At 35.3% G+C, this 21652-nt stretch carries 22 protein-coding genes, 1 pseudogene and 1 other annotated feature; of the genes and pseudogenes, 9 read left to right on the top strand and 14 right to left on the bottom strand.

Translation table 11 applies throughout. From position 1 onward, the window contains the following. Positions 1–131: 131 nt before the first annotated feature. From argS to DN410_RS07830, 5 genes are all read right to left on the bottom strand, one after another. Positions 132–1820, bottom strand: coding sequence for an arginine--tRNA ligase (gene argS / locus DN410_RS07850; RefSeq protein ID WP_149176075.1), 1689 nt, complete (start codon positions 1818–1820; stop codon positions 132–134). Between the two features lie 45 nt (positions 1821–1865). Beyond that, positions 1866–2080: a binding site (T-box leader), on the bottom strand. A gap of 40 nt (positions 2081–2120) precedes the next feature. Further along, positions 2121–2897, bottom strand: coding sequence for a class I SAM-dependent methyltransferase (locus DN410_RS07845; protein WP_149176074.1), 777 nt, complete (start codon positions 2895–2897; stop codon positions 2121–2123). Between the two features lie 49 nt (positions 2898–2946). After that, the gene (locus DN410_RS07840; RefSeq protein WP_000063705.1) at positions 2947–3381 is read right to left on the bottom strand and encodes a BrxA/BrxB family bacilliredoxin; all 435 of its coding nucleotides are present in this window, start codon (positions 3379–3381) and stop codon (positions 2947–2949) included. Positions 3382–3464: 83 nt separating this feature from the next. Beyond that, the gene (locus DN410_RS07835; protein ID WP_149176073.1) at positions 3465–3848 is read right to left on the bottom strand and encodes a thiol-disulfide oxidoreductase DCC family protein; all 384 of its coding nucleotides are present in this window, start codon (positions 3846–3848) and stop codon (positions 3465–3467) included. 3 nt (positions 3849–3851) lie between these two features. Beyond that, positions 3852–4979, bottom strand: coding sequence for a conserved virulence factor C family protein (locus DN410_RS07830; RefSeq protein WP_149176072.1), 1128 nt, complete (start codon positions 4977–4979; stop codon positions 3852–3854). Positions 4980–5272: 293 nt separating this feature from the next. Here DN410_RS07830 and DN410_RS07825 point away from each other — a divergent pair, with 293 nt between their 5' ends. Beyond that, entirely contained in the window at positions 5273–6049 is a 777-nt protein-coding gene (locus DN410_RS07825) for a hypothetical protein (RefSeq protein ID WP_149176071.1), read from the top strand. A 105-nt stretch (positions 6050–6154) separates the two neighbouring features. On the opposite strand, the gene DN410_RS07820 is transcribed toward DN410_RS07825, so the two are convergent. From DN410_RS07820 to DN410_RS07800, 5 genes are all read right to left on the bottom strand, one after another. Then, the gene (locus DN410_RS07820; protein WP_149176070.1) at positions 6155–6490 is read right to left on the bottom strand and encodes a single-stranded DNA-binding protein; all 336 of its coding nucleotides are present in this window, start codon (positions 6488–6490) and stop codon (positions 6155–6157) included. A gap of 157 nt (positions 6491–6647) precedes the next feature. Then, positions 6648–6902 (bottom strand): DUF4318 domain-containing protein, encoded by a 255-nt coding sequence (locus tag DN410_RS07815; RefSeq protein WP_149176069.1) that lies wholly within the window; start codon positions 6900–6902, stop codon positions 6648–6650. Between the two features lie 105 nt (positions 6903–7007). Continuing rightward, on the bottom strand, positions 7008–7739 hold the full coding sequence (locus DN410_RS07810; RefSeq protein WP_149176068.1) for a Bax inhibitor-1/YccA family protein: 732 nt from the start codon (positions 7737–7739) through the stop codon (positions 7008–7010). Positions 7740–7814: 75 nt separating this feature from the next. Continuing rightward, complete coding sequence (locus DN410_RS07805; RefSeq protein ID WP_149176067.1) at positions 7815–9710, bottom strand: ABC-F family ATP-binding cassette domain-containing protein; 1896 nt, start codon at positions 9708–9710, stop codon at positions 7815–7817. Next, entirely contained in the window at positions 9707–10354 is a 648-nt protein-coding gene (locus DN410_RS07800) for an HD domain-containing protein (protein WP_149176066.1), read from the bottom strand. The genes DN410_RS07805 and DN410_RS07800 overlap by 4 nt, the downstream gene beginning before the upstream one ends. A gap of 109 nt (positions 10355–10463) precedes the next feature. Between DN410_RS07800 and DN410_RS07795 the strand changes: the two are divergent. The 6 genes and pseudogenes from DN410_RS07795 to DN410_RS07770 all read left to right on the top strand — a co-directional run bounded on the left by DN410_RS07795 (position 10464) and on the right by DN410_RS07770 (position 14818). Next, a pseudogene (locus DN410_RS07795) lies at positions 10464–11304 on the top strand (hypothetical protein). A 482-nt stretch (positions 11305–11786) separates the two neighbouring features. Then, complete coding sequence (locus DN410_RS07790) at positions 11787–12062, top strand: TIGR04197 family type VII secretion effector (protein WP_149176065.1); 276 nt, start codon at positions 11787–11789, stop codon at positions 12060–12062. A 41-nt stretch (positions 12063–12103) separates the two neighbouring features. Further along, positions 12104–12469, top strand: a complete 366-nt coding sequence (locus tag DN410_RS07785) for a DUF3958 family protein (RefSeq protein WP_149176064.1) — start codon at positions 12104–12106, stop codon at positions 12467–12469. Then, a complete protein-coding gene (locus DN410_RS07780; protein ID WP_149176063.1) occupies positions 12466–13080 on the top strand; it encodes an immunity protein Imm33 domain-containing protein in 615 nt (204 codons plus the stop codon). Before DN410_RS07785 ends, DN410_RS07780 begins: the two co-directional genes overlap by 4 nt. A gap of 738 nt (positions 13081–13818) precedes the next feature. Next, positions 13819–14160 carry a YolD-like family protein gene (locus tag DN410_RS07775; RefSeq protein ID WP_149176062.1) on the top strand — a complete coding sequence of 114 codons (342 nt, stop codon included), beginning with the start codon at positions 13819–13821 and terminating at the stop codon, positions 14158–14160. 370 nt (positions 14161–14530) lie between these two features. Beyond that, positions 14531–14818, top strand: coding sequence for a hypothetical protein (locus DN410_RS07770; RefSeq protein WP_255446691.1), 288 nt, complete (start codon positions 14531–14533; stop codon positions 14816–14818). Here the strand turns inward: DN410_RS07770 and DN410_RS07765 are convergent. Next, positions 14806–15186 carry a hypothetical protein gene (locus DN410_RS07765; RefSeq protein WP_149176061.1) on the bottom strand — a complete coding sequence of 127 codons (381 nt, stop codon included), beginning with the start codon at positions 15184–15186 and terminating at the stop codon, positions 14806–14808. The genes DN410_RS07770 and DN410_RS07765 overlap by 13 nt on opposite strands. 897 nt (positions 15187–16083) lie before the next feature. Between DN410_RS07765 and DN410_RS07760 the strand changes: the two genes are divergently transcribed. After that, positions 16084–18081, top strand: coding sequence for a YVTN family beta-propeller repeat protein (locus DN410_RS07760; protein WP_149176060.1), 1998 nt, complete (start codon positions 16084–16086; stop codon positions 18079–18081). Positions 18082–18589: 508 nt separating this feature from the next. On the opposite strand, the gene DN410_RS07755 is transcribed toward DN410_RS07760, so the two are convergent. The 3 genes from DN410_RS07755 to tnpA all read right to left on the bottom strand — a co-directional run bounded on the left by DN410_RS07755 (position 18590) and on the right by tnpA (position 20897). Next, positions 18590–18865: a stage V sporulation protein S gene (locus tag DN410_RS07755; protein ID WP_000427793.1), complete on the bottom strand. Its 276-nt coding sequence runs from the start codon at positions 18863–18865 to the stop codon at positions 18590–18592. Between the two features lie 535 nt (positions 18866–19400). Further along, positions 19401–20489, bottom strand: a complete 1089-nt coding sequence (gene tnpB / locus DN410_RS07745; protein ID WP_149176059.1) for an IS200/IS605 family element RNA-guided endonuclease TnpB — start codon at positions 20487–20489, stop codon at positions 19401–19403. Between the two features lie 3 nt (positions 20490–20492). Then, entirely contained in the window at positions 20493–20897 is a 405-nt protein-coding gene (tnpA, locus tag DN410_RS07740) for an IS200/IS605 family transposase (protein ID WP_149176058.1), read from the bottom strand. Between the two features lie 188 nt (positions 20898–21085). On the opposite strand from tnpA, the gene DN410_RS07735 reads away from it, so the two are divergent. Further along, the gene (locus DN410_RS07735; protein WP_149176057.1) at positions 21086–21634 is read left to right on the top strand and encodes a preprotein translocase; all 549 of its coding nucleotides are present in this window, start codon (positions 21086–21088) and stop codon (positions 21632–21634) included. Positions 21635–21652 lie beyond the last annotated feature (18 nt).

The raw sequence follows: 21652 nt of genomic DNA, 5'->3' as shown, positions 1-21652 counted from the left end.
AATAAAGACATTCCTACACCTGAAACAATTCCAAAAAAATTTAGATTTAATAAAATAAAACTGCTACTTACATATTTTCTATAAAAATAAATAGGCATACATATCTAATATGATACGTATACCTATTTATTTTACATCTCCTCAGGTGCCTCCACCCCAAGTAAACGTAATCCCTCTTTTAATACAACCGTCACAGCATACACTAATGCCAGTCTACTGTCTTTTTCGGCATTTTCATCTAATATACGCACATTTCCATAATATTTATTAAACGATTGTGCCACATCTAATACGTATTTCGAAATAACCGATGGCTCATTTTTGTTACATGCTGCTTCAATTACTTCCGGGAATTTGTTTAGTAATTTTACGACACTCCAGCTATGATCATCTTTTAATGCAAACGTACATGTTTCAAATTCCACACTTTCTTTTCTTAAAATAGAGCAAGCACGTGCATGTGTGTACTGTACGTACGGGCCTGTTTCACCTTCAAATTTCAGCATGTTTTCTAATGAAAATTCGATATTGTGCATACGCTCATTTTTTAAATCGTGGAAGATGACTGCCCCTACACCGACTTGCTTTGCTACTTCCTCTTTCTGTTTTAAGTTTGGATTTTTCTCTTCAATATTTTGTTTTGCAAGTTCGATTGCTTCCTCAAGTACTTCTTCGAGTAAAATAACTCTTCCTTTACGTGTCGACATTTTCTTACCATCTTTTAAAATGAACCCAAACGGTACATGTTCCATGCCGTCAACCCAAGTATAGCCAAGCTTTTTTAATACAGTGAAAAATTGATTGAAGTGTAGACTTTGTTCTGGGCCAACTACATATAACGCTTTATCAAATCCATAAGTGTTTTGACGATATAAAGCTGCCGTTAAGTCACGCGTTGCGTAAATCGTCGCACCATCTGATTTTCTAATTAAGCAAGGTGGCATTCCTTCTTCTTCTAAATTAACGACTAATGCGCCTTCAGACTCTTCAAGCAAATTATGCTCCTCTAAAATCCCAATAAAGTCTTCCATTAAATTATTATAAAAAGCTTCTCCTTGAAAATTAGTAAATTCAACACCGAGAAGTTCATAAATACGAGAAAATTCTTTTAAGGATTCGTGACGGAACCAATTCCAAAGCTCAACTGCTTCTTCATCACCTTCTTCTAATTTCTTAAACCAAGCGCGTCCATCTTCTTCTAGTTCTTCGTCTTCTTTTACCTCTTCATGGAATTGAACATATAACTTAAATAGTTCACGTATTGGATCCTCTTTAACTACTGCTTCATTTCCCCATTTTTTATAAGCTGTAATTAACTTTCCAAACTGTGTTCCCCAATCCCCTATATAATTAATCCCTACAACTTCATAGCCACATTTTTCGGCGATATGTTTCAATGAATTTCCAATCATTGTAGAACGTAAATGCCCCATTGAAAAAGGTTTCGCTATATTAGGAGAGGAATAATCGATAACTACCGTTTTTTCACATCCAAAGCTATTATGACCGTACTCTTCTTTCTCTGCTAAAATCGTTTTTAATACATCATCACTTACAGTTTCACGATTAAAAAATACATTTACATAAGGACCAACGGCCTCTACTTTCGTAAAAAATGGATCGCTTAATTTCTCTGCAATTTCCTTCGCGATAAGAGCTGGTGATTTTTTATATTGCTTCGCTAATGAAAAACATGGGAACGCTGCATCTCCGAAGTCATCTTGTTTCGGTGTTTCAATTAAATCTAAAATTTGGTTTTGCGTTAATTCATTCGTAAAAATATCAGATAAACTTTTCGCAAACTGCGTTTTATAATCCATGATATAACCTCCTTATTTTTTAAAACACAAAAAACTCGTCTCTAAAAAAGAGACGAGTTTGAACCCGTGGTACCACCCTTGTTGTTCATTATGAACCACTTTCCCGTTTATAACGAGGACAGGGGGCCTCGGCTTACTCTACTATTCGTTCAAGAAGCGTCTCCGAAGTGCGCTTCATCTTTTTCTTCCGCACTAGGCTCACACCATCCCTAGCTCGCTTTCCTTCTAAAAAAGACTACTCTCTTCATCACAGACAATATATTTAATTAATTATTGCTTATTATACATCTTTTCAAACAATTAGCAAGGGTCAATTACGCCAAAGTGAAACTTAGCACTTTTTCTTTTGTATACGTGAAAATTATGTTTTTCAAATCTAGAACTACGGAAGTGATCTTTCAGAACGACACGCTTTCTCGCCACACGCTTCGCTTCCGCAATTGTTTCATCAGTAATATCATGATACAAAGCGAAGTGTTTTAACCCTTTAATTCCATCTGATTCTATGACAGTTTCTTCAAACATTGGATCAAGGTAAACGACATCATAACTATTATCTTCACATTGTTTTAAAAATGCGAAATGCTCTGTTTGCTTTACATTGATTCGTTGCATTGCTTTATCAATTTCAGAAACGGATGAAGACCATGTTTTTAAACCATTTTCCATGATATAGGCCATATATTCATTACCTTCAAGTCCGGTTACTCTTCCACTTTCACCAACAATATAACTGGCTACAATACTATCTGATGCCATACCGAGCGTACAATCTAATACTGTCATTCCACTCTCTAATTTAGCAGCTTGTACAAACGGATCGTGTTCTCCGCGCATTAATCTTTTCACACGAAACATCGCTGAGTTTGGATGAAAGAAAAACGATTCTTCCGTTCCTTTTGGATAAATAGCTAATCGGTTCTTCCCTACGACAAGCACATCTTGTTCATACTGCTCATGCAGCTTATGTACTGGTATGTCATTACGTTTAACGAAAGAACTATTTAATTCTGCTGCTACCTTATTTGCATAATCTGTCATTTTTTTGTTCGTTCTTCCTGCTGTTGTTACTATCATTTTTTCACCTCTATATAAAGAAAAGAGGGAGATTTACTCTCCCCCTTCTTTAGCAATTCTTTTCGAAAGCTTGTTCTAAGTTCGTAATAATTTCGTCCATAGTTGCACCTTCAATTTCATGACGGTGAATGAAGTGAACAACTTCTTTCCCTTTTAATAATGCCATAGATGGTGAAGATGGAGGAATTTCTCCGAAGTATTCACGCATTTTTGCAGTAGCATCTTTATCTTGACCTGCAAATACAGTTACAAGATGATCAGGTTGTTTTTCAGCACGAACAACCGCTTGACCTGCTGATGGACGTGCTAAACCAGCTGCACAACCACAAACAGAGTTTACAACTACTAAAGTTGTACCTGCCGTATTTTCCATAAATTCTGTTACAGCTTCTTCTGTAGTTAACTCTTCAAACCCAGAACGCACTAATTCTTGACGCATTGGGATTACCATTTGGCGCATGTATTCTTCATAAGCATTTGACATCTTGTAATCTCTCCTTCAACTTTCATTCCAAATTCATCATATCACGCTCTATTAATAGGTGCAAAAGAAAGATAACAATGATTTCATTTTTTTGTAGGGATTTCACAAACCCCTTCACGGCAATGTCCAACTGGGACAAGTTTTCTATTGTTAGCGATATAATCGTATACTTTACTTCCAAATCCAAGTACGATAGATAACTTTATAAAAGGAACGACAAACCAATAAGATGGAACGGCCTTTGCTAATACATGTATGCTATGAATTCCGTCATACCACTTATTATTTTTTAAAATATACAACCTTTGTTCCATCTTACTTTGTAGTTCTTGAGAAAGTTCATACTTCTCAACTACATCCTCATCTCGAAATGAAACAAATTTCATCTTACCCTTTTTATCTAATTTTTTCGTACGTTCTGCAACTGCCGTACACACCGGACACCAACTATCATAGAAAACAATCATACATTATTCCCCTTTACGAGATTCCGTCATTTGTTTCCATACAGAACCTTTTGCTTCTTCTCCACCTTCAATACGCTCTAATGCTAGGCGTGCTTGCATCGCTACTTCAAACTCTGGATCATCTTGCGCTGCTTTTAATGCTGGAATTGCACTTTCATCTCCAAGTTCAAATAAGAACATCGCTGCACGCCAGCGTACTAATTTACTTGAATCTTTCAGAGATTTAATCATAACAAACATCGCTGCCGGATCACCTACATCTGATAAACAATCTCCTGCAGTACGACGAACACTTACAGAGCGATCTAATAAAGCTTTATATAATAACGGTAATACTTCATCACCTTTTACCATACCTAAATACGCTGTTGCTAAACGGCGGATTGAAACTTTTTCATCATCTAACGCCATTTTCAGCACTGGAATATCTTCTTCAGTAGGATCCATTTGTTCTAATGCTGCAAAACGTTTTTTCCAATCAGCATCTTTCATCATTTCTTCTGTTACTTTATATGGCTCACGCTTTTGAATCGTTACTTCAACAGCACCTGCCTGATTTAATAATTCTTTAACCGTTTCATTTACACGTTCTTCTGAATAAGCAGCAACAATCTCTTCTACTACTTCTTTCCCGATTTCTTCAAAATTACCGTAACGTGTACTTTGTTCCACCCATTTACGTTCTTTTACAACGTTTGGTGCAGACATTTGAACTTTCATAATTGATTCTTTAAAACGGTCAGGTAAACCAACACGTTCTTCCGTCGTTCCATCTGTTAACTTCACTTGCATTGGAATTGTAAAGAACATTTGAACAAACACTTTCACTTCTCCAAAATGAGCAAGTTGTTGTTCTTCACTTTCTCCCACTACTTCTTCACCGAAAACAGCACGAACTTGTTGTAATAAAACTTTCCAGTCGTACTTTGCATTTCGCTCCACTGCTAAAAAGTCAGCTACATGATATACACCTTTAATGCCTTCAATTTTTAAAATTTCTTGCACTTGCATTGGTGCTTGTTCTTTATTTTCATTTGTATAATTATTACGCGCTCCTGATGGTAATACTTCATTCAAAATAACTTTCATTGTATTTGGACTTGGCGTCGGTTCAATTGCTTTAATCTTCACGTAAAAAACTCTCCTTTATTGCATGTTCTTAGCTGTATTGTAACATGTTATCACTCTATACTCCTACTCGGATGCTTAATCTTGCTACTTTCTTCCCGCTACCATACTATTTCATTCTTTCTTGGCATTTCAAATTAGGAATGAAATTTTAAAACCTGTCATTTTCGATTGTTTTTTATTTATGGAGGGAATTTGTTTTCTTTGTCGTACATTAAAAGAGTCAACTGTATAAGCAACATGAAATTCGGTTTATAGGAAACTTTATAAGTAGAAGAGGTCTTGGAGGATATTACATGGAAAAAGAGAGACTTTTAAAAAATGTAAAAACACTGATAAAAATGCACTCTCAAGGGCTTATAGGTGGAGAAACAATGCCTGAAGACGTTTTGATCGGTGTTATTCCAGAGGATGAATTAATGGATGTTTTAACACTAACTATGGCATTGAATTATCAACGAAATTCCTATACATTATGGGAATCCGCTGTAAAAGCGTATCAAGATGAAGAAACAAAATGGATTTTCAATCTGCACGCTGCTGCAAATAGCGATATTAATCTTCTCCGAAGTTCGTTACTTTTTCATCGCGTAGGATTACAACCTAACCGTCATCCAGAGATTTGGAAACGTGTAGCAAATGGCATAGTAAAATCTTCAGCAAAAGGAAATGTACAAAGCCTTATTGAATCTGTTCAATTTGATATTTCTTTCTTAAAGAAAATAATACAAGGAACGCGAAAATCTGATTTCCCTTATCTTTCTGGACCAAAAATCTTCAATTACTGGTTATATACCTTGGAGAATTATGCAAATGTCACTTGGAATTCTCGTGAACTTATTACTATAGCCCCGGATACACATATTTTGAAAGCTACGGTAAAGTTAGGACTATGTTCTTCCAAGGTATTAGTTGGAACTGCTGAGGACCGACAGACAGTAGCTGAAATATGGGAGAATGTACTGACTGGTAGTGGTTTGACCCCAATTGATATCCATACTCCATTATGGTTGTGGAGTCGTGCAGGTTTCCCGCCACTTTCAAGCTTGGAAACATTACGAAGCGACACCTAATAAAAATGGATAAAAAATAAATCTATATTTTTTATCCATTCCTTAAAGTTTTTCAAAATACTTTCATAAAATTCTACCGAACCTATTGTTTAAAGCCCCTTTTTATTACGATGCGCCCTCCCGTTTTTTCTCCAAAAATGTAATACTCTCAATCACAACTTCCGTTCTATATATTCTCTTTCCTTGTTCATCATCGTAATTACTCGTATGAATACGCCCGGTAATCCCAACAAGTGACCCCTTTGTACAATATTCAGTTACATTCTCAGCCAATCTTCGCCAAACGACACAATTAATAAAATCGACTTGTTGCTCACCTAAACTATTTCGAAAACCTCTATTCACCGCAACACATATTCGTGCATAAGCGACGCCTTGTTTTGTGTAGTATAATTCTGGTTCCTTTGTCAATCTACCGATTAATACAACTCTATTCATCATAAGTTATACCACCTCACATATTTTTCTTCATTGTAAAGAAAAATGTTTGAAGAGTAAAAAATGTAAAAAAAATATTTTATAGTAAAAAATAGTTTTTTTTATCATATAAAAACAAAAAAGAAACCTTACATACTTTAAACATGTAAGGTTTCAAAATTTATACTTCACTGCAGGATATGTAATAGCCTCCACGAGCCATCTTTATTTCAACACGGTACATTACATTTTCTAAGTAAAAAGTAATCGGTTTTACTTTGCTTTCAAATTTAAGTTGTTCATTACAATCAATCGCATACTCTTCGATAGCTGAAGTAATAACTTCTGATGATGGATATGTTAAAGCATCATCTAGTTCTATGAAAAAACTTTTAGAAAATAGTTTTTTTATAATCCCTTTTTTCTCTTTCATCATATCCCATCCTCTTCAATTTAAGGTTACCAACATCCATATTATACCATATCATCAATTTATCTTTGAAAATAAAAAAATCCTGCATTTTTCATGCAGGATTTTTTATTAGTCATTTTTCGTAAAGTAAGAAACGAAACGAAGAATTTCTAAGTATAACCAAACTAATGTAAGCATTAGTCCCATTGCAGTGTACCACTCCATATATTTCGGAGCTTGACTACGTACACCATTTTCGATTAAATCGAAATCTAGTAATAAGTTTAATGCAGCAACTACAATAACAACTGCACTAATAATAATACCGATTGTACCACCTTGGTGAATATATGGAACAGTAACACCAAACATGTTTAATAGGAATACGATTAAATACATAACCATAATTCCAAGTGTTGCTGCCATAACACCTGTACGGAATTTATCCGTTACTTTTACTACGCGTGTTGCATATAACACTAACATTGCAAATAGAATTGAGATTGTTAGTAATACAGCATTTAAAACGATAGAATCGCCAAATTTCATTGTATAAACTGCTGAAATACTTCCTAACACAACCCCTTCTACCGCTGCATAGATTGGTGCACCAAAAGGTGAAATACGTGGGAAGAACATAGATGCAAATGCGATGATTGCCGCAACGATTAAAGCACCAATTAATACTGGCATCTTCATCGTCCCCTGCATCATCTGTATGTATGAATAGACAGACGTTGCAAGTAGCAAGATAAGCATAATGAACGTTTTGCCTACTGTTCCGCCAATTGTCATCGCAGAAGCACTTGCTCCCTCTTTACGGAATGCCTCTTTTTTCAACATTGGATTAGATGTTCTCATTTTTTCCCTCCTAAAATAGGTTCTACCAATAGTGTAAAGTTTTTCTCTTTACTTTTCAATATATGCAGCTTGTTTTTATTTTAAACCTTCAACGATGTCTGATAGTTCACTCCATCGTTCCATCGTTTTTTCTAACTCTTCTTCTGTTTGTTGCTGTGCTTCAGACAATTCTTGTGCTTTCGTAAAATCTGAACCAACATTCGCTAGTTCTTCTCCAATTGATTCTAATTTTTCTTCAAGCCCTGCAATGGTGTCTTCAATTGTTTCCCATTCACGCTGCTCGTTATAGGAAAGTTTACGTTTACGTTGTTGTTTCGGTGCTTCCTCTACTACCTTCTTCTCTTTCTGCACTTCTGCTTTCTCAATAAGTTCTCTCGTTTTTTCCATCTCTAAATAATCTGTATAACTACCTAGAAATTCACGCACTTCGCCCTCGCCAGTAAAGATGAACAATTCATCAACTACTTTATCTAAGAAGTAACGATCATGCGATACAGTTAAAACGACACCTGGGAAATCTTCTAAATAATCTTCTAGTACTGTTAATGTTTGCGTATCTAGATCATTCGTAGGCTCATCAAGTAATAGTACGTTCGGTTCTCCCATTAATATACGTAATAAGTATAAACGTCTTCTTTCACCACCAGATAATTTCCCAAGCGGTGTACCATGTGAATGTGGCGGGAATAAGAAACGTTCTAACATTTGGGATGCACCAATTACTTTGCCATCTGTCGTATGAATGACTTCTGCAATTTCTTTAATATATTCAATCATACGTTGATTTAAATTCATCTCTTCATTTTCTTGCGTATAATAAGCAATTTTCACTGTTTGCCCAACTTCAACTTCACCACTATCAGGTGATAACTTCCCTGCAAGCATATTTAATAGTGAAGATTTCCCGCTTCCATTCGCTCCAATAATCCCAATACGATCGCCTGGTTTTACAATATGATTAAAGTTATGTAGTACCGTTTTATCACCAAATTTTTTCGTTACATCTTTCAACTCAAGTACTTTTTTCCCAAGACGGCTTCCGCTAAGTGCAATATCAACTGACTGTTTTGCAGCTGGTCCTTCTTGCCCTTTTAATTCGTCAAAACGCTGAATACGTGCTTTTTGTTTTGTTGAACGAGCTTTTGCCCCGCGGCGAATCCATGCTAGTTCACGGCGATATAAGTTTTGACGTTTTGATTCTTGCGCAATTTCTTGTTCTTCACGAAGTGCTTTCGCTTCTAGAAACGTACTATAGTTACCTTCATAACTATATAGCTTTCCGTTGTCTAATTCGAAAATACGATTCGTCACACGGTCTAAGAAATAACGATCATGGGTTACTAGTAATACAGCACCCGTATATCTTGCTAAATATTCTTCTAGCCATTCAACTGTCTCATGGTCAAGATGGTTCGTAGGCTCATCTAAAATTAATAAATCCGGCGTTTCAATAAAGCATTGTGCCATCGCAATACGTTTTTTCTGTCCACCAGATAAATTTCCAACAGTTGCTGTAAAATCTGTAATTCCTAACTTTGTTAATAACGATTTTGCATTCGCATTTGCTTCCCATGCACTCATCGCATCCATACGCTGTTGAACTGCGAATAATCGCTCTTGAACTTTCTCATTGCTTGGATCTTTTTCAATATGTAATAGCGCTTCTTCATATTCACGAAGCAAACGAATTAACGGTGTGTCACCATGAAATACTTGCTCGAGTACTGTTAAGTCCTCATCAAAATCCGGTTGCTGCGATAAATAACTAATTGTATATCCACGTGTATGCGTCATATCACCAGTATCTGGAATTTCAACCCCTGCGATAATTTTCAATAACGTCGATTTACCAGTACCGTTCACACCGATAATCCCGGCACGGTGTCCTTCTGCAATACTAAATGATAATCCATCAAATAACGGTTTTTCTCCATATGATTTCGATAAATTCTCCACAGTTAACATTTTCATATTTGTGCATTCCACTCTTTCATAAATTGTTCAATAAACTGTTCCATATAACGATGACGAACTTCAGCCTCTTGTTTTGCTGCGTTCGTATTCATTAAGTCTTTTAGTTTTAAAAGTTTTTCATAAAAATGATTTAAAGATGGATCGTTATTTTTTCTATATTCATCTTTCGTCATCACTTCTCGCGGCGGAATAGTTGGATCGTACATTAATCTCCCTTTCGCTCCGCCATACGCAAATGTGCGAGCTATGCCAATTGCACCAAGAGCGTCTAAGCGATCTGCATCTTGAACAATCTTCCCTTCAAGTGACTCCACTTTACCCCCATGACCACCTTTATAGGACATATTGGCGATGATATGAAGGATGTGTTTACTTTCTTCTTCTTCAATATGTAACTCTTCTAACCAATCAGAAACTTTTTTCATTCCTGCTTCTTCACTTTCATTTAACTTTTCATCTGCTACATCGTGAAGCAATGCTGCCATTTCAATTATAAAACGATTTCCACCTTCTTGCTCAAATAAAGAAATCGCCAGTTTATGTACGCGCTCAATATGATACCAATCATGCCCACTCGCATCTTTTTCTAAAATATGTTTTACAAAAGTAATTGTTTTTTGAATTTTTTCTTGTTTTGTCATTTTATCTTCACCCAGTTACTTATTGTAACACGCCCGCATTTTTTCATCACATATTTTCTTGTCCGCCCATACACTGGGTGGTAGGCATCATCATGAAGGAGGAATAAACATGTTCTATAATAATCAACCGCCTTACCCACAACAACCATTTTACCCTCAGCAACAGGAACAAGAACAAAGATATACAGAACAATATGAAGAACAAGAGTTACAACAGCAAGAGCAACAATATGAACAAAATCCATATGCAACACCACAGAACCAAGGACCTGGATACCCTCAAAACCCTTATGACACACGTCCAAATTTGGAATATCCTCAAAATCCATATGCAGAATCGCAAACTCAAGAACAACAATTTCAACAAAATCCATATGCAGAATCGCAAACTCAAGAACAACAATTTCAACAAAATCCATATGCAGTACCGCAAACTCAAGAACAACAATTTCAACAAAATCACTATAAACCCAAGAACAACAATTTCAACGAAATCCATATGTAGCACCCAAGAACAACAATTTCAACAAAATCCATATCCAACTCAGTCACAACAACCTCAATACCAACAACAAATGTATCAACCAAACTATGACGCACGTGTTTCACCACCTAAACCACCAACAATTGATCCAACTCAACCACAAATTTTACCACCAGGACCAACATTAGATATTACACAGCCACAAATTTTACCACCTGGCCCTATAACAGAACCTACGCAACAACAAATCCAGCAAGTTGTCGGTACACAGTTCTTACCTTTTAAAAAGCCTGTGCTAGATTTCGTAAAACCTTGGGTAGATTACGGTTTAAATGAAGCAAAACATACATCACATAAACACGCTTTAACTGAAGTTGCTGCAATTATGTTTTTAGTTGGGAAAGGATTTAATCCGACGATTGCGCATTATATTGTAGAATCTTGGGAGAAGAATGAACAGTTTTAAGCTTGTTCATTTTATGTTTTATAAAACGATAAAAGTGTCACAAATGCCTGTTATACAAGCATTTGTGACACTTTTCATTTGTTATATTATATTCTGCTTTTAAAAAAGAATTTCATATTTTTTCATGTATTTTTATATTATTTGTGAGCAAAATGTGAGCAAATAATAGCCTTTTAATTAAACCGTACTAGGGCGATTTTCATTTTAAAAACCATTCATTCAACATAAATTCCCACAATAAATTTTGTATTACAATCACCTTGATAAATAGGTATTATCGTGGATTACCTATTGAGAACTATAACAAACACATATGTTGTAAAATACATTTTTTTGAGGATACTTTAACCATTTATTGTTATAATTATATCTGCAATATTTTCCCAGGAGAGTTCCTATAAAGAACAATAGGATAATGGACATACATACTAGGCACTCCCCTTCTTTAATACGTTCATAGAAATATAGAAAGGGTTTATACGATGGGACAATTTCAAAGTAATTTTCAATCGGCACAACAAATAGCTACGCAGATGAGAGCAGCGTCGGATACCATCCAAAGTGCAACAAATCGCTCTATAAAAAAGGCGACGCGTACTACGCTTTCTGTTAATTCAAAAGTACAAGAAGCGAACCAACAATTTTTAGATTTGACAAAACAATTTTCCGCCGCCTTTCAACAAGCGGTCGATAACATTCATTCGGTAGCTAAAGAGTTTGAGAGAATGGATCACGAACTTCACAACACTTTTCGCTAATGTGACCACCTTCGTAAAAGCAAAACGGTAGGAGGTAAAAGATGAGTCAAGATATTGAAAAACAAATCAATCAATTGAATCAAAAATTACAAAATGTATTCAAAGAACAGGATCGGAATCAATCTGCAATTCAAACTCAAGAACACGTGGAAGCAGATTTTCACGAATGGAGAAATCGAAGTAATCGTTTATTTAACCGAATTCTAGAAACTTGGCACGGCGATAGAGAATTATCTCATTTTTTTATGAATATGCGTCAAGAAGCACAACACATCGAACGAAAACTTACATTCGAATTGGAAAACCAAAAAGAAACATTGCTTAAAGAAAGACGAGACCTTAGTGATTTAGAAGACGACCTATCCTACCAGCAACAACAATTAGCAAGAGAGGTTGCAGTCCATTGAAAACAATAGTTAAAAATATAGGTGGTAAAAATATATTAGCTACAGCAGAAGAACATTTAAGCCCTCAAATAGAAAAATTATTGTATTTGCTAACTAAAGTAGCAGATAACAAATTAGTTGATGGATTTTCTATACAAGTTGGTTGGTCTATTTTTGTTCTATCCAAACGTGAAGATGGGTATCACATTATTGCCCCAGATTATACAAAAAATCCATTTAAGGATACTACAGAAGATTTAACAATTGCTTTATGGGTGCAATTAGAACAAGTACACTGTTTACGTCAGTTAAATATTGATGGTGAAGTGATAAAGTTTAGTGATAAAATAGTGACTGCAAAAAATGTGTTACAACTAGATGAGATTTATTTACAAAGGGCTGGGGATTGTGAAAAAGGTGATTCTGGTTGGTATATCGGTCCTGTCGATGAAACAGAAGAAACAGAAGGTGAATTAGAAGCATTTTACGCATATCAGCTACTAAAAATTAGACCTTCAATTATTCAAGTTTTAGCCTTACCTTATGAATATCTGGTAGTCTTTGAGAAAAATAAAATCAAGGTAATTTTAGATGATAACGATGTCGATGTTTGGAATGGAGTTACAAACTGAGATTGGTTAAGTTCTAAAATAATTGATAGGAGTTAACCGCATGGACGCAAAAGCTTCGGAAATTCTAGGAGAAGAATGAGCAGTTTTAGGGTTGTTTATTTTATGTTTTATAAAACGATAAAAGTGTCACAAGTGCCTGTTATTCAAGCATTTGTGACACTTTTTATTTGTTATATTATGTTCTATTTTAAAAAGAATTTCATATTTTTTTATGTGTTTTTATATTATTTGTGAGCAAATAATGGCCTTTTAATTAAACCGTATTAGATCGAATTTTATTTAAAAAAACAATTCATTTAACATAAATTTCTATGATAAATCTTGAATTACAATCACCTTGATAAATAGGTATTACCGTTCTCATTGTTGAACTTGTATGCGGAAGATATATTTTTGTTTTAATACCGTTTCATCTTATTTCATACCGTGCATTAAATCTAAGTTTGTTTAATAACGTTTTTCTGTGATATCACTACTTATTATTAATTCGTGGTTGTTTTTATTGAAGCAAAAATTCGAGTAAAACATGTGGTTTTGTCTATCCATATTTTAGACAAAATGGTAATGACAAAAGAGTGATTTTTCAATTTACAATTTAGTTGGATTAAACAAAGAGTGGGGTTCTACATTTTATAAGAACCCTATTAGAGATACACTATATTTTTATAAACAATACCAACATCTCGAAAGTTTGATATAATCATACAGTTATTAATAGCAACTAGGGAGATATACAGCATGAACTATACAAATATGCCAAAAGAAATAGAAACGGCTAAGCGGACGCCATTCGCTTCGATACCGAAGAAGTTCATCGGTACTGGTAAGATTATAAAAACACAAACAAAAGTGGAGCGCCCTACATTAACCCAAGACGAACAAGAAATGATTGAAAACAAGTTATTATGTGCATACCTTTCTGAAGAGAAGATATCGATTACTTATTATAGAAATGGTCATTTGCTAACTAGATGTATGACTGTAACTGACATAAATCCGATAAAGAATTTAATAACTTGCACTGACGCATCCTATAACAGAATTTTTCTTGATTTTATAGATATAATTGATTTAAGCTAAAAAACATAAAGTTTTCCAAATATAGCCAGAATATCAGACTTTGAAATAGAAAATCTGAAATTAGGAGACAATACTATGAAGGTTATGAGGTCTATTTTCAGAGCATTTCGTTTGTTGAGTAAAATCATAAACCCTATATTAAAAGCATTATCTAAAAGTAAATTCTAAGTTTAATAGAAATAAAAAACCGTCATTTAAATAGGCGGTTTTTCTATTTCCATCTCTCTTTCCCCTATCCTTCACATAACATGTACTAAAAAGGCGGTGCGTGATTTTCATGTCAAATTATTATTACGACCGTTCACATAAGTGCTATCGGAAGAAGCGTAAAAAATGCGACTGTGAATGCCATTGCCACCCACGATATCAAATGTTAACATCTGGACCTTTATTCCGTAATGCGGACACGGACTTCATTCAAGTTCCTGCGCTTAATCAAACAGACGAACCACAAACTGTAACTATAGCGGTACAAAATTACCAAGAGACTTGTGATGGTGATGTATTCCCTTCATATGGCTATCTTTGTAGAGAGTTAATTAACGATGACAATGGCGGTTCGGATGATGAAGTAAGCAATGGGAATGGCAACGGAGGATGTATCTATTGTGAGCCTGAGGGAGTAAATTTCTTATTAGAAAAGGATTATTTTATATAGATTACTATAAGCATCCATAAGGCCAAGGCACCAACGATACCGAGCGCTATACGTGTAGATAGTACCCTTACTTCAAAGTCTGTTTTCTTGGAGGGTTCAGGATATGCAATTATGTAAATACCCTTTAATAATGCAAGCCATGCAATAACCGTTAGGAACCCCTGCCAGTTGAATACCCATACATTATGTAGAATTACAGTACCTAATCCTAGGAAAATCGATAGAAAACCATACATAATACCAAATCCTCTGTCTTCAACCACTAATTTTTTTAAGTCACGTAGCACCGACGGACGGACGAAAAGTATTCCCGATACGATAACCGTCATCCATCCCCAGAACAGCCCTAAAAAAGTACTAGTTTCCATCATTATTTCACTCCTCTCAATCATATTTATATTTCAGATATTCCCTCCTTTAGAACAATTCCAGCACTTTTATGTATAGACTAAAGTCTGCTCTTTTTTAATACAAACATTCCCTATTCAATGCCCATCCTTACTCACCTCATTTCTCTACAAAATGAAATTTTTACCATAAAAGTAATTGTTAAATATTTTGCGCTTATACATTATAATGGAATAGTTATTGTATATTGGCATTAAGAGAAGCGCCCTGATTAAGCGCTTCTCTTTTTTATAAAATAGAGTTTTTGTTCAGTTATCATTTTCACTTCTTCTACTTTTACAATTCGATATGCAATATTTCGTATTTTATTATTGCGATATCACTTTATTAACTATAGCTTTATATAAATGAGTTTCTATAATGCATTAAATCAAAATTTGTAATTTAATTCCTTATTTAAAACATCTAGAATTTACTTTTAAATACTATATCGGAATAGTTATATTAGAATTTCCTGTTCTACATATCTATATACGTTTTGTGTATTATGTAGCAGAAGGGTAATTAAAAGACTTACTCTTTGACTCTTTGCTATTGAGGGAAGAGCCTGAGAGCCATATCAGGCTCTTCTTTGTTTATATACCATGTAATCAAATAACTATTTTGTTAAATTTTTAAAATACAATCCCTCGTCTATTCACTTTGTAACTTTCATTTCCTTTCCTATGATTACAATATCCTACTAGTAACTAAGTATTGCTTATATATCCCATATGAACGCCTCAATTTTTTTGACATATACTTTGAAGGAAAAAACATTTCACATTAAACATATTCCCACAAATACTTTAAACTCAGTTGCTAATATATTTTATCAAAACATACCTAAAATTTGATTTTTTTAAAAGGAGGTATTTATGAGATATAATCGAAAATCAAACTCACCAAATTCGTGTGATAAGTTTCAGCAATCCTGCTTTATTTCTATATCCCCTTGTGATCAAAGTAATTGCTGTACACCTGTTTTTTTCTCAAACTCTCAACAGCAAGAATTATTAATCTTAATTAACCAATTAAACCAAGCTATCCTTTCTTTCTTCACTACACCAAATCCAACAAACACACAAATACTTCAATCTGCATTACAAGCATTACATGATTTATTAATTGCAGTACAACCAAATACTCCAAATAGAAATTTAGTTATACGAACTATAAATCAATTAATCAATTCCTTACCTACTGCATCTCTCACCCAAATCTCAGCATTATTCCAATTTCTATTCCAAAACTTGTCTTCACTGATTAGTTGTTCAAATATACCGGACCCCTTGTTACAGCAGACATTTAACTTAATTTTGCAAGGAGTCTTGAATAGCTCACTATTAAACATTACTGGAACAACCGGGCCGACGGGGCCTGAAGGGCCTACGGGACCTCAAGGTGTGCAAGGCATTCAGGGACCCGAAGGGCCTGAAGGGCCTACGGGACCTCAAGGCGTGCAAGGCATTCAAGGAACTGAAGGGCCTGAAGGACCTACGGGACCTCAAGGCGTGCAAGGCATTCAAGGAACTGAAGGGCCTGAAGGACCTACTGGACCTCAAGGTGTGCAAGGTATTCAAGGCATTCAAGGACCACCAGGGCCTACTGGTTCAGGGACAGGAACAGGGGTTCCCGGGCCACCAGGACCTACGGGACCTCAAGGCGTGCAAGGCATTCAAGGGCCTGAAGGGCCTGAAGGACCTACTGGACCTCAAGGCGTGCAAGGCATTCAAGGAACTGAAGGGCCTAAAGGACCTACTGGACCCCAAGGCTTGCAGGGCATTCAAGGAACTGAAGGGCCTGAAGGACCTACGGGACCTCAAGGCGTGCAAGGTATTCAAGGGCCTGAAGGACCACCGGGACCTACTGGACCATCGGGAGATTGTGATTGCCCACCGGGGCCTACTGGGCCGACGGGACCTACTGGGCCAACAGGACCTACTGGGCCGACGGGACCTAGATGTAATTTCCTTGTTTATGCTACAAACGCAGGAGTCATAGATGACCCTACAGATGATACAGTCTCTGTAATCAACACTGGAACAAATACTGTAGTCGATACAATTATGGTAGGTAATGCACCTCTTGAAGTAACAGTTTCACCAAATGGTGCTCGTGCTTATGTTACTAATATTTTTTCTGATACTGTTTCTGTTATTGATACTGCTACCAATACAGTTAGCGCTACCATTCCTGTTGGAACTGATCCGATCGGCGTAGCTGTTTCTCCAAATAACACAACTGTTTATGTTGGAAATCATGGGAATAATACAGTTTCTGTTATTAATGCTGCTACTAACTCCGTTAGCGCTACCATTCCTGTTGGCAACGCTCCGCAAGGAATCACTGTTTCTCCAAATGGAGCCTTTGCATATGTTGCAAACGAATTAAGCAATACAATTTCTGTTATTAATACCGCTACAAATACAGTTAGCGCTACCATTCCTGTTGGTATTCGTCCTAGAATAATCGTCTTCACACTAGATGGCACTCGTGCTTATGTCACAAATCAAAACAGCGATACTGTCTCTGTTATTAACACCGCTACAAATGCAGTTATTGATACAATTAACGTAGGTACCGAACCCGTTGGTATAGATATTACACCAGATGGCACTCTTATTTATGTTGTAAATAAAGTTAGCAATAATGTATCGGTAATAAACGTGGCGACAAATACTGTAATCGATACAATTCCTGTTGCCTTATCCCCTGATCAAGTAACTATCATACCAGATGGCACTCTCGCCTATGTTACAAACCAAGCTAGTAATACTGTTTCTGTCATCAATACTGCTACAAATACGGTTATTGATACGGTCCCAGTAGGTGTTGCTCCAACTGGAATAGCAACCGGATTTATTTGTGAATAATATAAAAGGGACAGAGAGACGCTAATCACGTTTCTCTGTTCTTTCATTATTTTCATGAAACAAACAAATGTTTACATAGACAAAACATAGATTTTATATAGACATGTACAATTTTTGTTCATGTTTTTTAATTGAAACATACAAATAAAATGGTGGTAAGTAATTATCTTTATCATTGAATAATTTTTATTTCGGCACCTATACTGGGTGCTCTTTTTTGATACTGACAAAATAACGATTTTGTTGAAAAATAAAATTAAAATAACGAACATTCATTTTGAAATCCAGCTGACAAACCCCTATAACACACGAATATTTTATATTATATAAAACTACAAAAGTGTCACAGATGCCTGTTATATAAGCATTTGTGACACTTTTCATTTATTATATTCATGTTTATTACTAAGAATGCGACTTTACAACATTATGCATAGACTTATTAATAAAAAAGGAAAAGGCCGATTTCTATCGTCCCTTTCAAACTACATCTTATTAACACTCTTTACTAAGACCTTTTCTTTCTAGGACCTACAATTAATTTGATTGCTGTTCTTTCTTGATCATTGATAGAAATCTCTTGAAATGCTGGAACAAAAGTCAAATCAATACCACTTGGAGCGACAAATCCTCTTGCAATCGCAATTGCTTTAATTGCTTGATTTAAAGAACCAGCCCCAATCACCTGGATTTCCACATTGCCATTTGCTCTTAGTACACCTGCTATTGCGCCTGCAACTGAATTAGGACTCGATTTTGAAGATACCTTTAATATATTTTCCATATAAATTGCTCCCTCTATTATTTAATCACTCTTTCGTTACGAATTAAAATATTTCAACGTATCTTTAACTACTATTCACACCAAAAGCAAACAATGCTATATAACTACATTCATTCGATACTTTTCGTCTTCTTCCTGCCCAGCTGCACAAATAAAAAAGCAATGACTAAGAGCTCTAATATACAAACATTAAAATGTTAGAAGTTCACTTTACGATAACATGCGTGCAATTAAGATTAGTAAATGTTTCTTTTTCAGGTGGAATTAATATACAAAGCGTTTCTTCTATACGTAAATCTATGAAAAACTTCATCCCTGGAGCACTTTATACTCCAAATCTATTTCCTTTTATAGTACAAGCATACACGCCAATTATGGTTCATTTGCATAAACTACTATGTGTCGTGAACTACTCACCACTTAACGTCCTTACGGACTGTTTGAAGTGGAAGCTTCTTGGGAAGTAGATACTTTTATTAGCTATCTATATTTACCAAGCTATAAGGGTAGTACCTACCCCTAAAGAAAATACCAATTACATGGCTAATTTTAGTAAGTTTATACTTGCGTTTACATCTCTATCATGATGGCTATTGCATTCAGGGCAAGTCCACTCTCTAAGGCTTAGATTCTTGACTTCCTTATTTTTATAACCACAGCAAGAACACAATTGGCTACTCGCATAATTCTTAGGTGCGATTATCAAATCACGACCTTTCCATATTGCTTTATAGTCAAGGTGCTCTCTGAATTTAGCCCAAGATACTTCACTGATTGCTTTTGCTAATTTGTGATTCTTTTGCATGTTCTTCACTTTCAAGTCCTCAATCACAATTACTTGGTTTTCGTTTGTGATTTCATTGCTTATCTTGTGAAGAAAATCATTGCGTTGATTCGCAATCTTCTCATGAAGTTTTGCAACTTGTAACCTGGCCTTGTTTCTATTGTTTGAACCTTTCTTCTTACGCGACAAAGAGCGCTGCAGAAGAGCTAATCTTCTTTCGGCTTTTCTCAACCATTTAGGGTTCTCATATTTCTTGCCATTAGACAATATTGCAAAGTCTTTTAGCCCAACATCAATACCCACTTTTGTATCAACTTTAGGAAATAATTGCTCATTTTCTTCTACTAAAATCGATACAAAGTATTTACCAGTAGGTGTTTGAGACACTGTAGTAGACTTAATTAATCCAAAGAATTGTCTGTGCTGTTTAATCTTTACCAAGGTCTTTAGTTTTGGCAGCTTGATATAACCACCCTCGATGTAAACCGTGCCTTTTTGGTTATTTGTTGTATAACTACGATGGTTATCTTTCTTACTTTTGAATTTCGGGAATCCAACAGATTTATCACGGAAAAAGTTAACGTATGCTTTATTCAAATTCATTTGAGCATTCGCCAACGCAAGACTATCAACTTCCTTTAGGAATGGAAATTCAGCCTTATATTGTGCAGGCGTAGGATATTTAACAGATTTATCAAGTTTATCCTGTGATTCTTGATAAGATTTGATTCTATCTGCAAGCATTTTGTTGTATACAAATCGAACACATCCAAATGTTTTTGAGAAAAACATTTGTTGTTCTTTATTTGGATAGATACGATATTTGTATGATTTTAACATTTCCTACACCTCACTTTTCCCTTGATTTTCAATATATTTCTTTACTACATCTATCGGTGAACCACCCGTAGTAATCAAGCAAAAGCTTCTTGACCAAAACATTTCTTTCCAAAGTTTCTTTCTCACATGGGGAAAGTCTCTCTTGATGAGTCGAGAACTTGCACTTTTATAAGCATTAATGAACTTTGTCATTTCTGTATTCGGATGTGCCTTGAATAAGGTATGCACATGGTCTACATCATGATTCCAGTCAACTAATGTGATGTTATAGTTTTCAGATAATCGGACAAACATGTCTTTTGCATAGTCCAACATATCATCATCAAATACATTTCTTCTGTATTTCACGACCAATACAAGGTGATAATACAACAAGAATACTGAATGATTATTACTATCTAACTTCATTGATATACCAACCTTTACCCTTTATAATACTGATTATATCGGAGGTGAAAATAAAAGACAAAGCCTTTTGGCTACGCCAAACCGAAATTCATCTCCCACCTATCGTTGGGCTACGTCCTTCACACGCCCCAGGAAGGAGAATTCTTTCGGGAAATTCGTTAAATTTATTAATAATAGGAGGTAATATATTGGGTTCATACTATCATTCTTCAAACTCGTATAATAAATGTTCATGCAAATCTTCTTCTAGTTCATATAAAAAATGTTCATGCCACGATTCACATAAACCAGCTAAGCCAGCTTACGGAACTTTTTGGCAGACTGAATTTATAACTGTCCCTTTCGGCAGTTCTTTTCCATTTAATCACGTTGGGCCAAAGGCAGGAGGAGTTTCTTTACTAAATCCAACTACTCTACAAATTAGTCAAGCTGGTGACTATAGAGTTTCTTTCATTTCCAGTATTAACACTACTTTAAATCCTGTATTTCCACATATTCCAGTCATAACTATATTTTTAAACAACAATCCACTTGCTAATAGCCAGGGTGATTTCGCTTTTCAAATGAATACCTCAACAAATAATGAATGCCTTCAACTAGTTGGTGAAACTATCGTTACGGTTCCAGCTAATGCAACTCTGCAACTTAGAAATAATAGCGGCTTTAATCATCAAAGTATTGTAACTTGTGATAATGGTATAAATTCACTTGAATTAACAGTTACAAAACTAGGTTAATAGTATTCCGTCACATTC

It is taken from the genome of Bacillus sp. SH5-2 (genome assembly GCF_008368905.1).
In the GTDB taxonomy this organism is placed as follows: domain Bacteria; phylum Bacillota; class Bacilli; order Bacillales; family Bacillaceae_G; genus Bacillus_A; species Bacillus_A luti.
The sequence above is the reverse complement of the archived record's forward strand: the minus strand, read 5'-3'. Positions and strand labels throughout refer to the sequence as shown.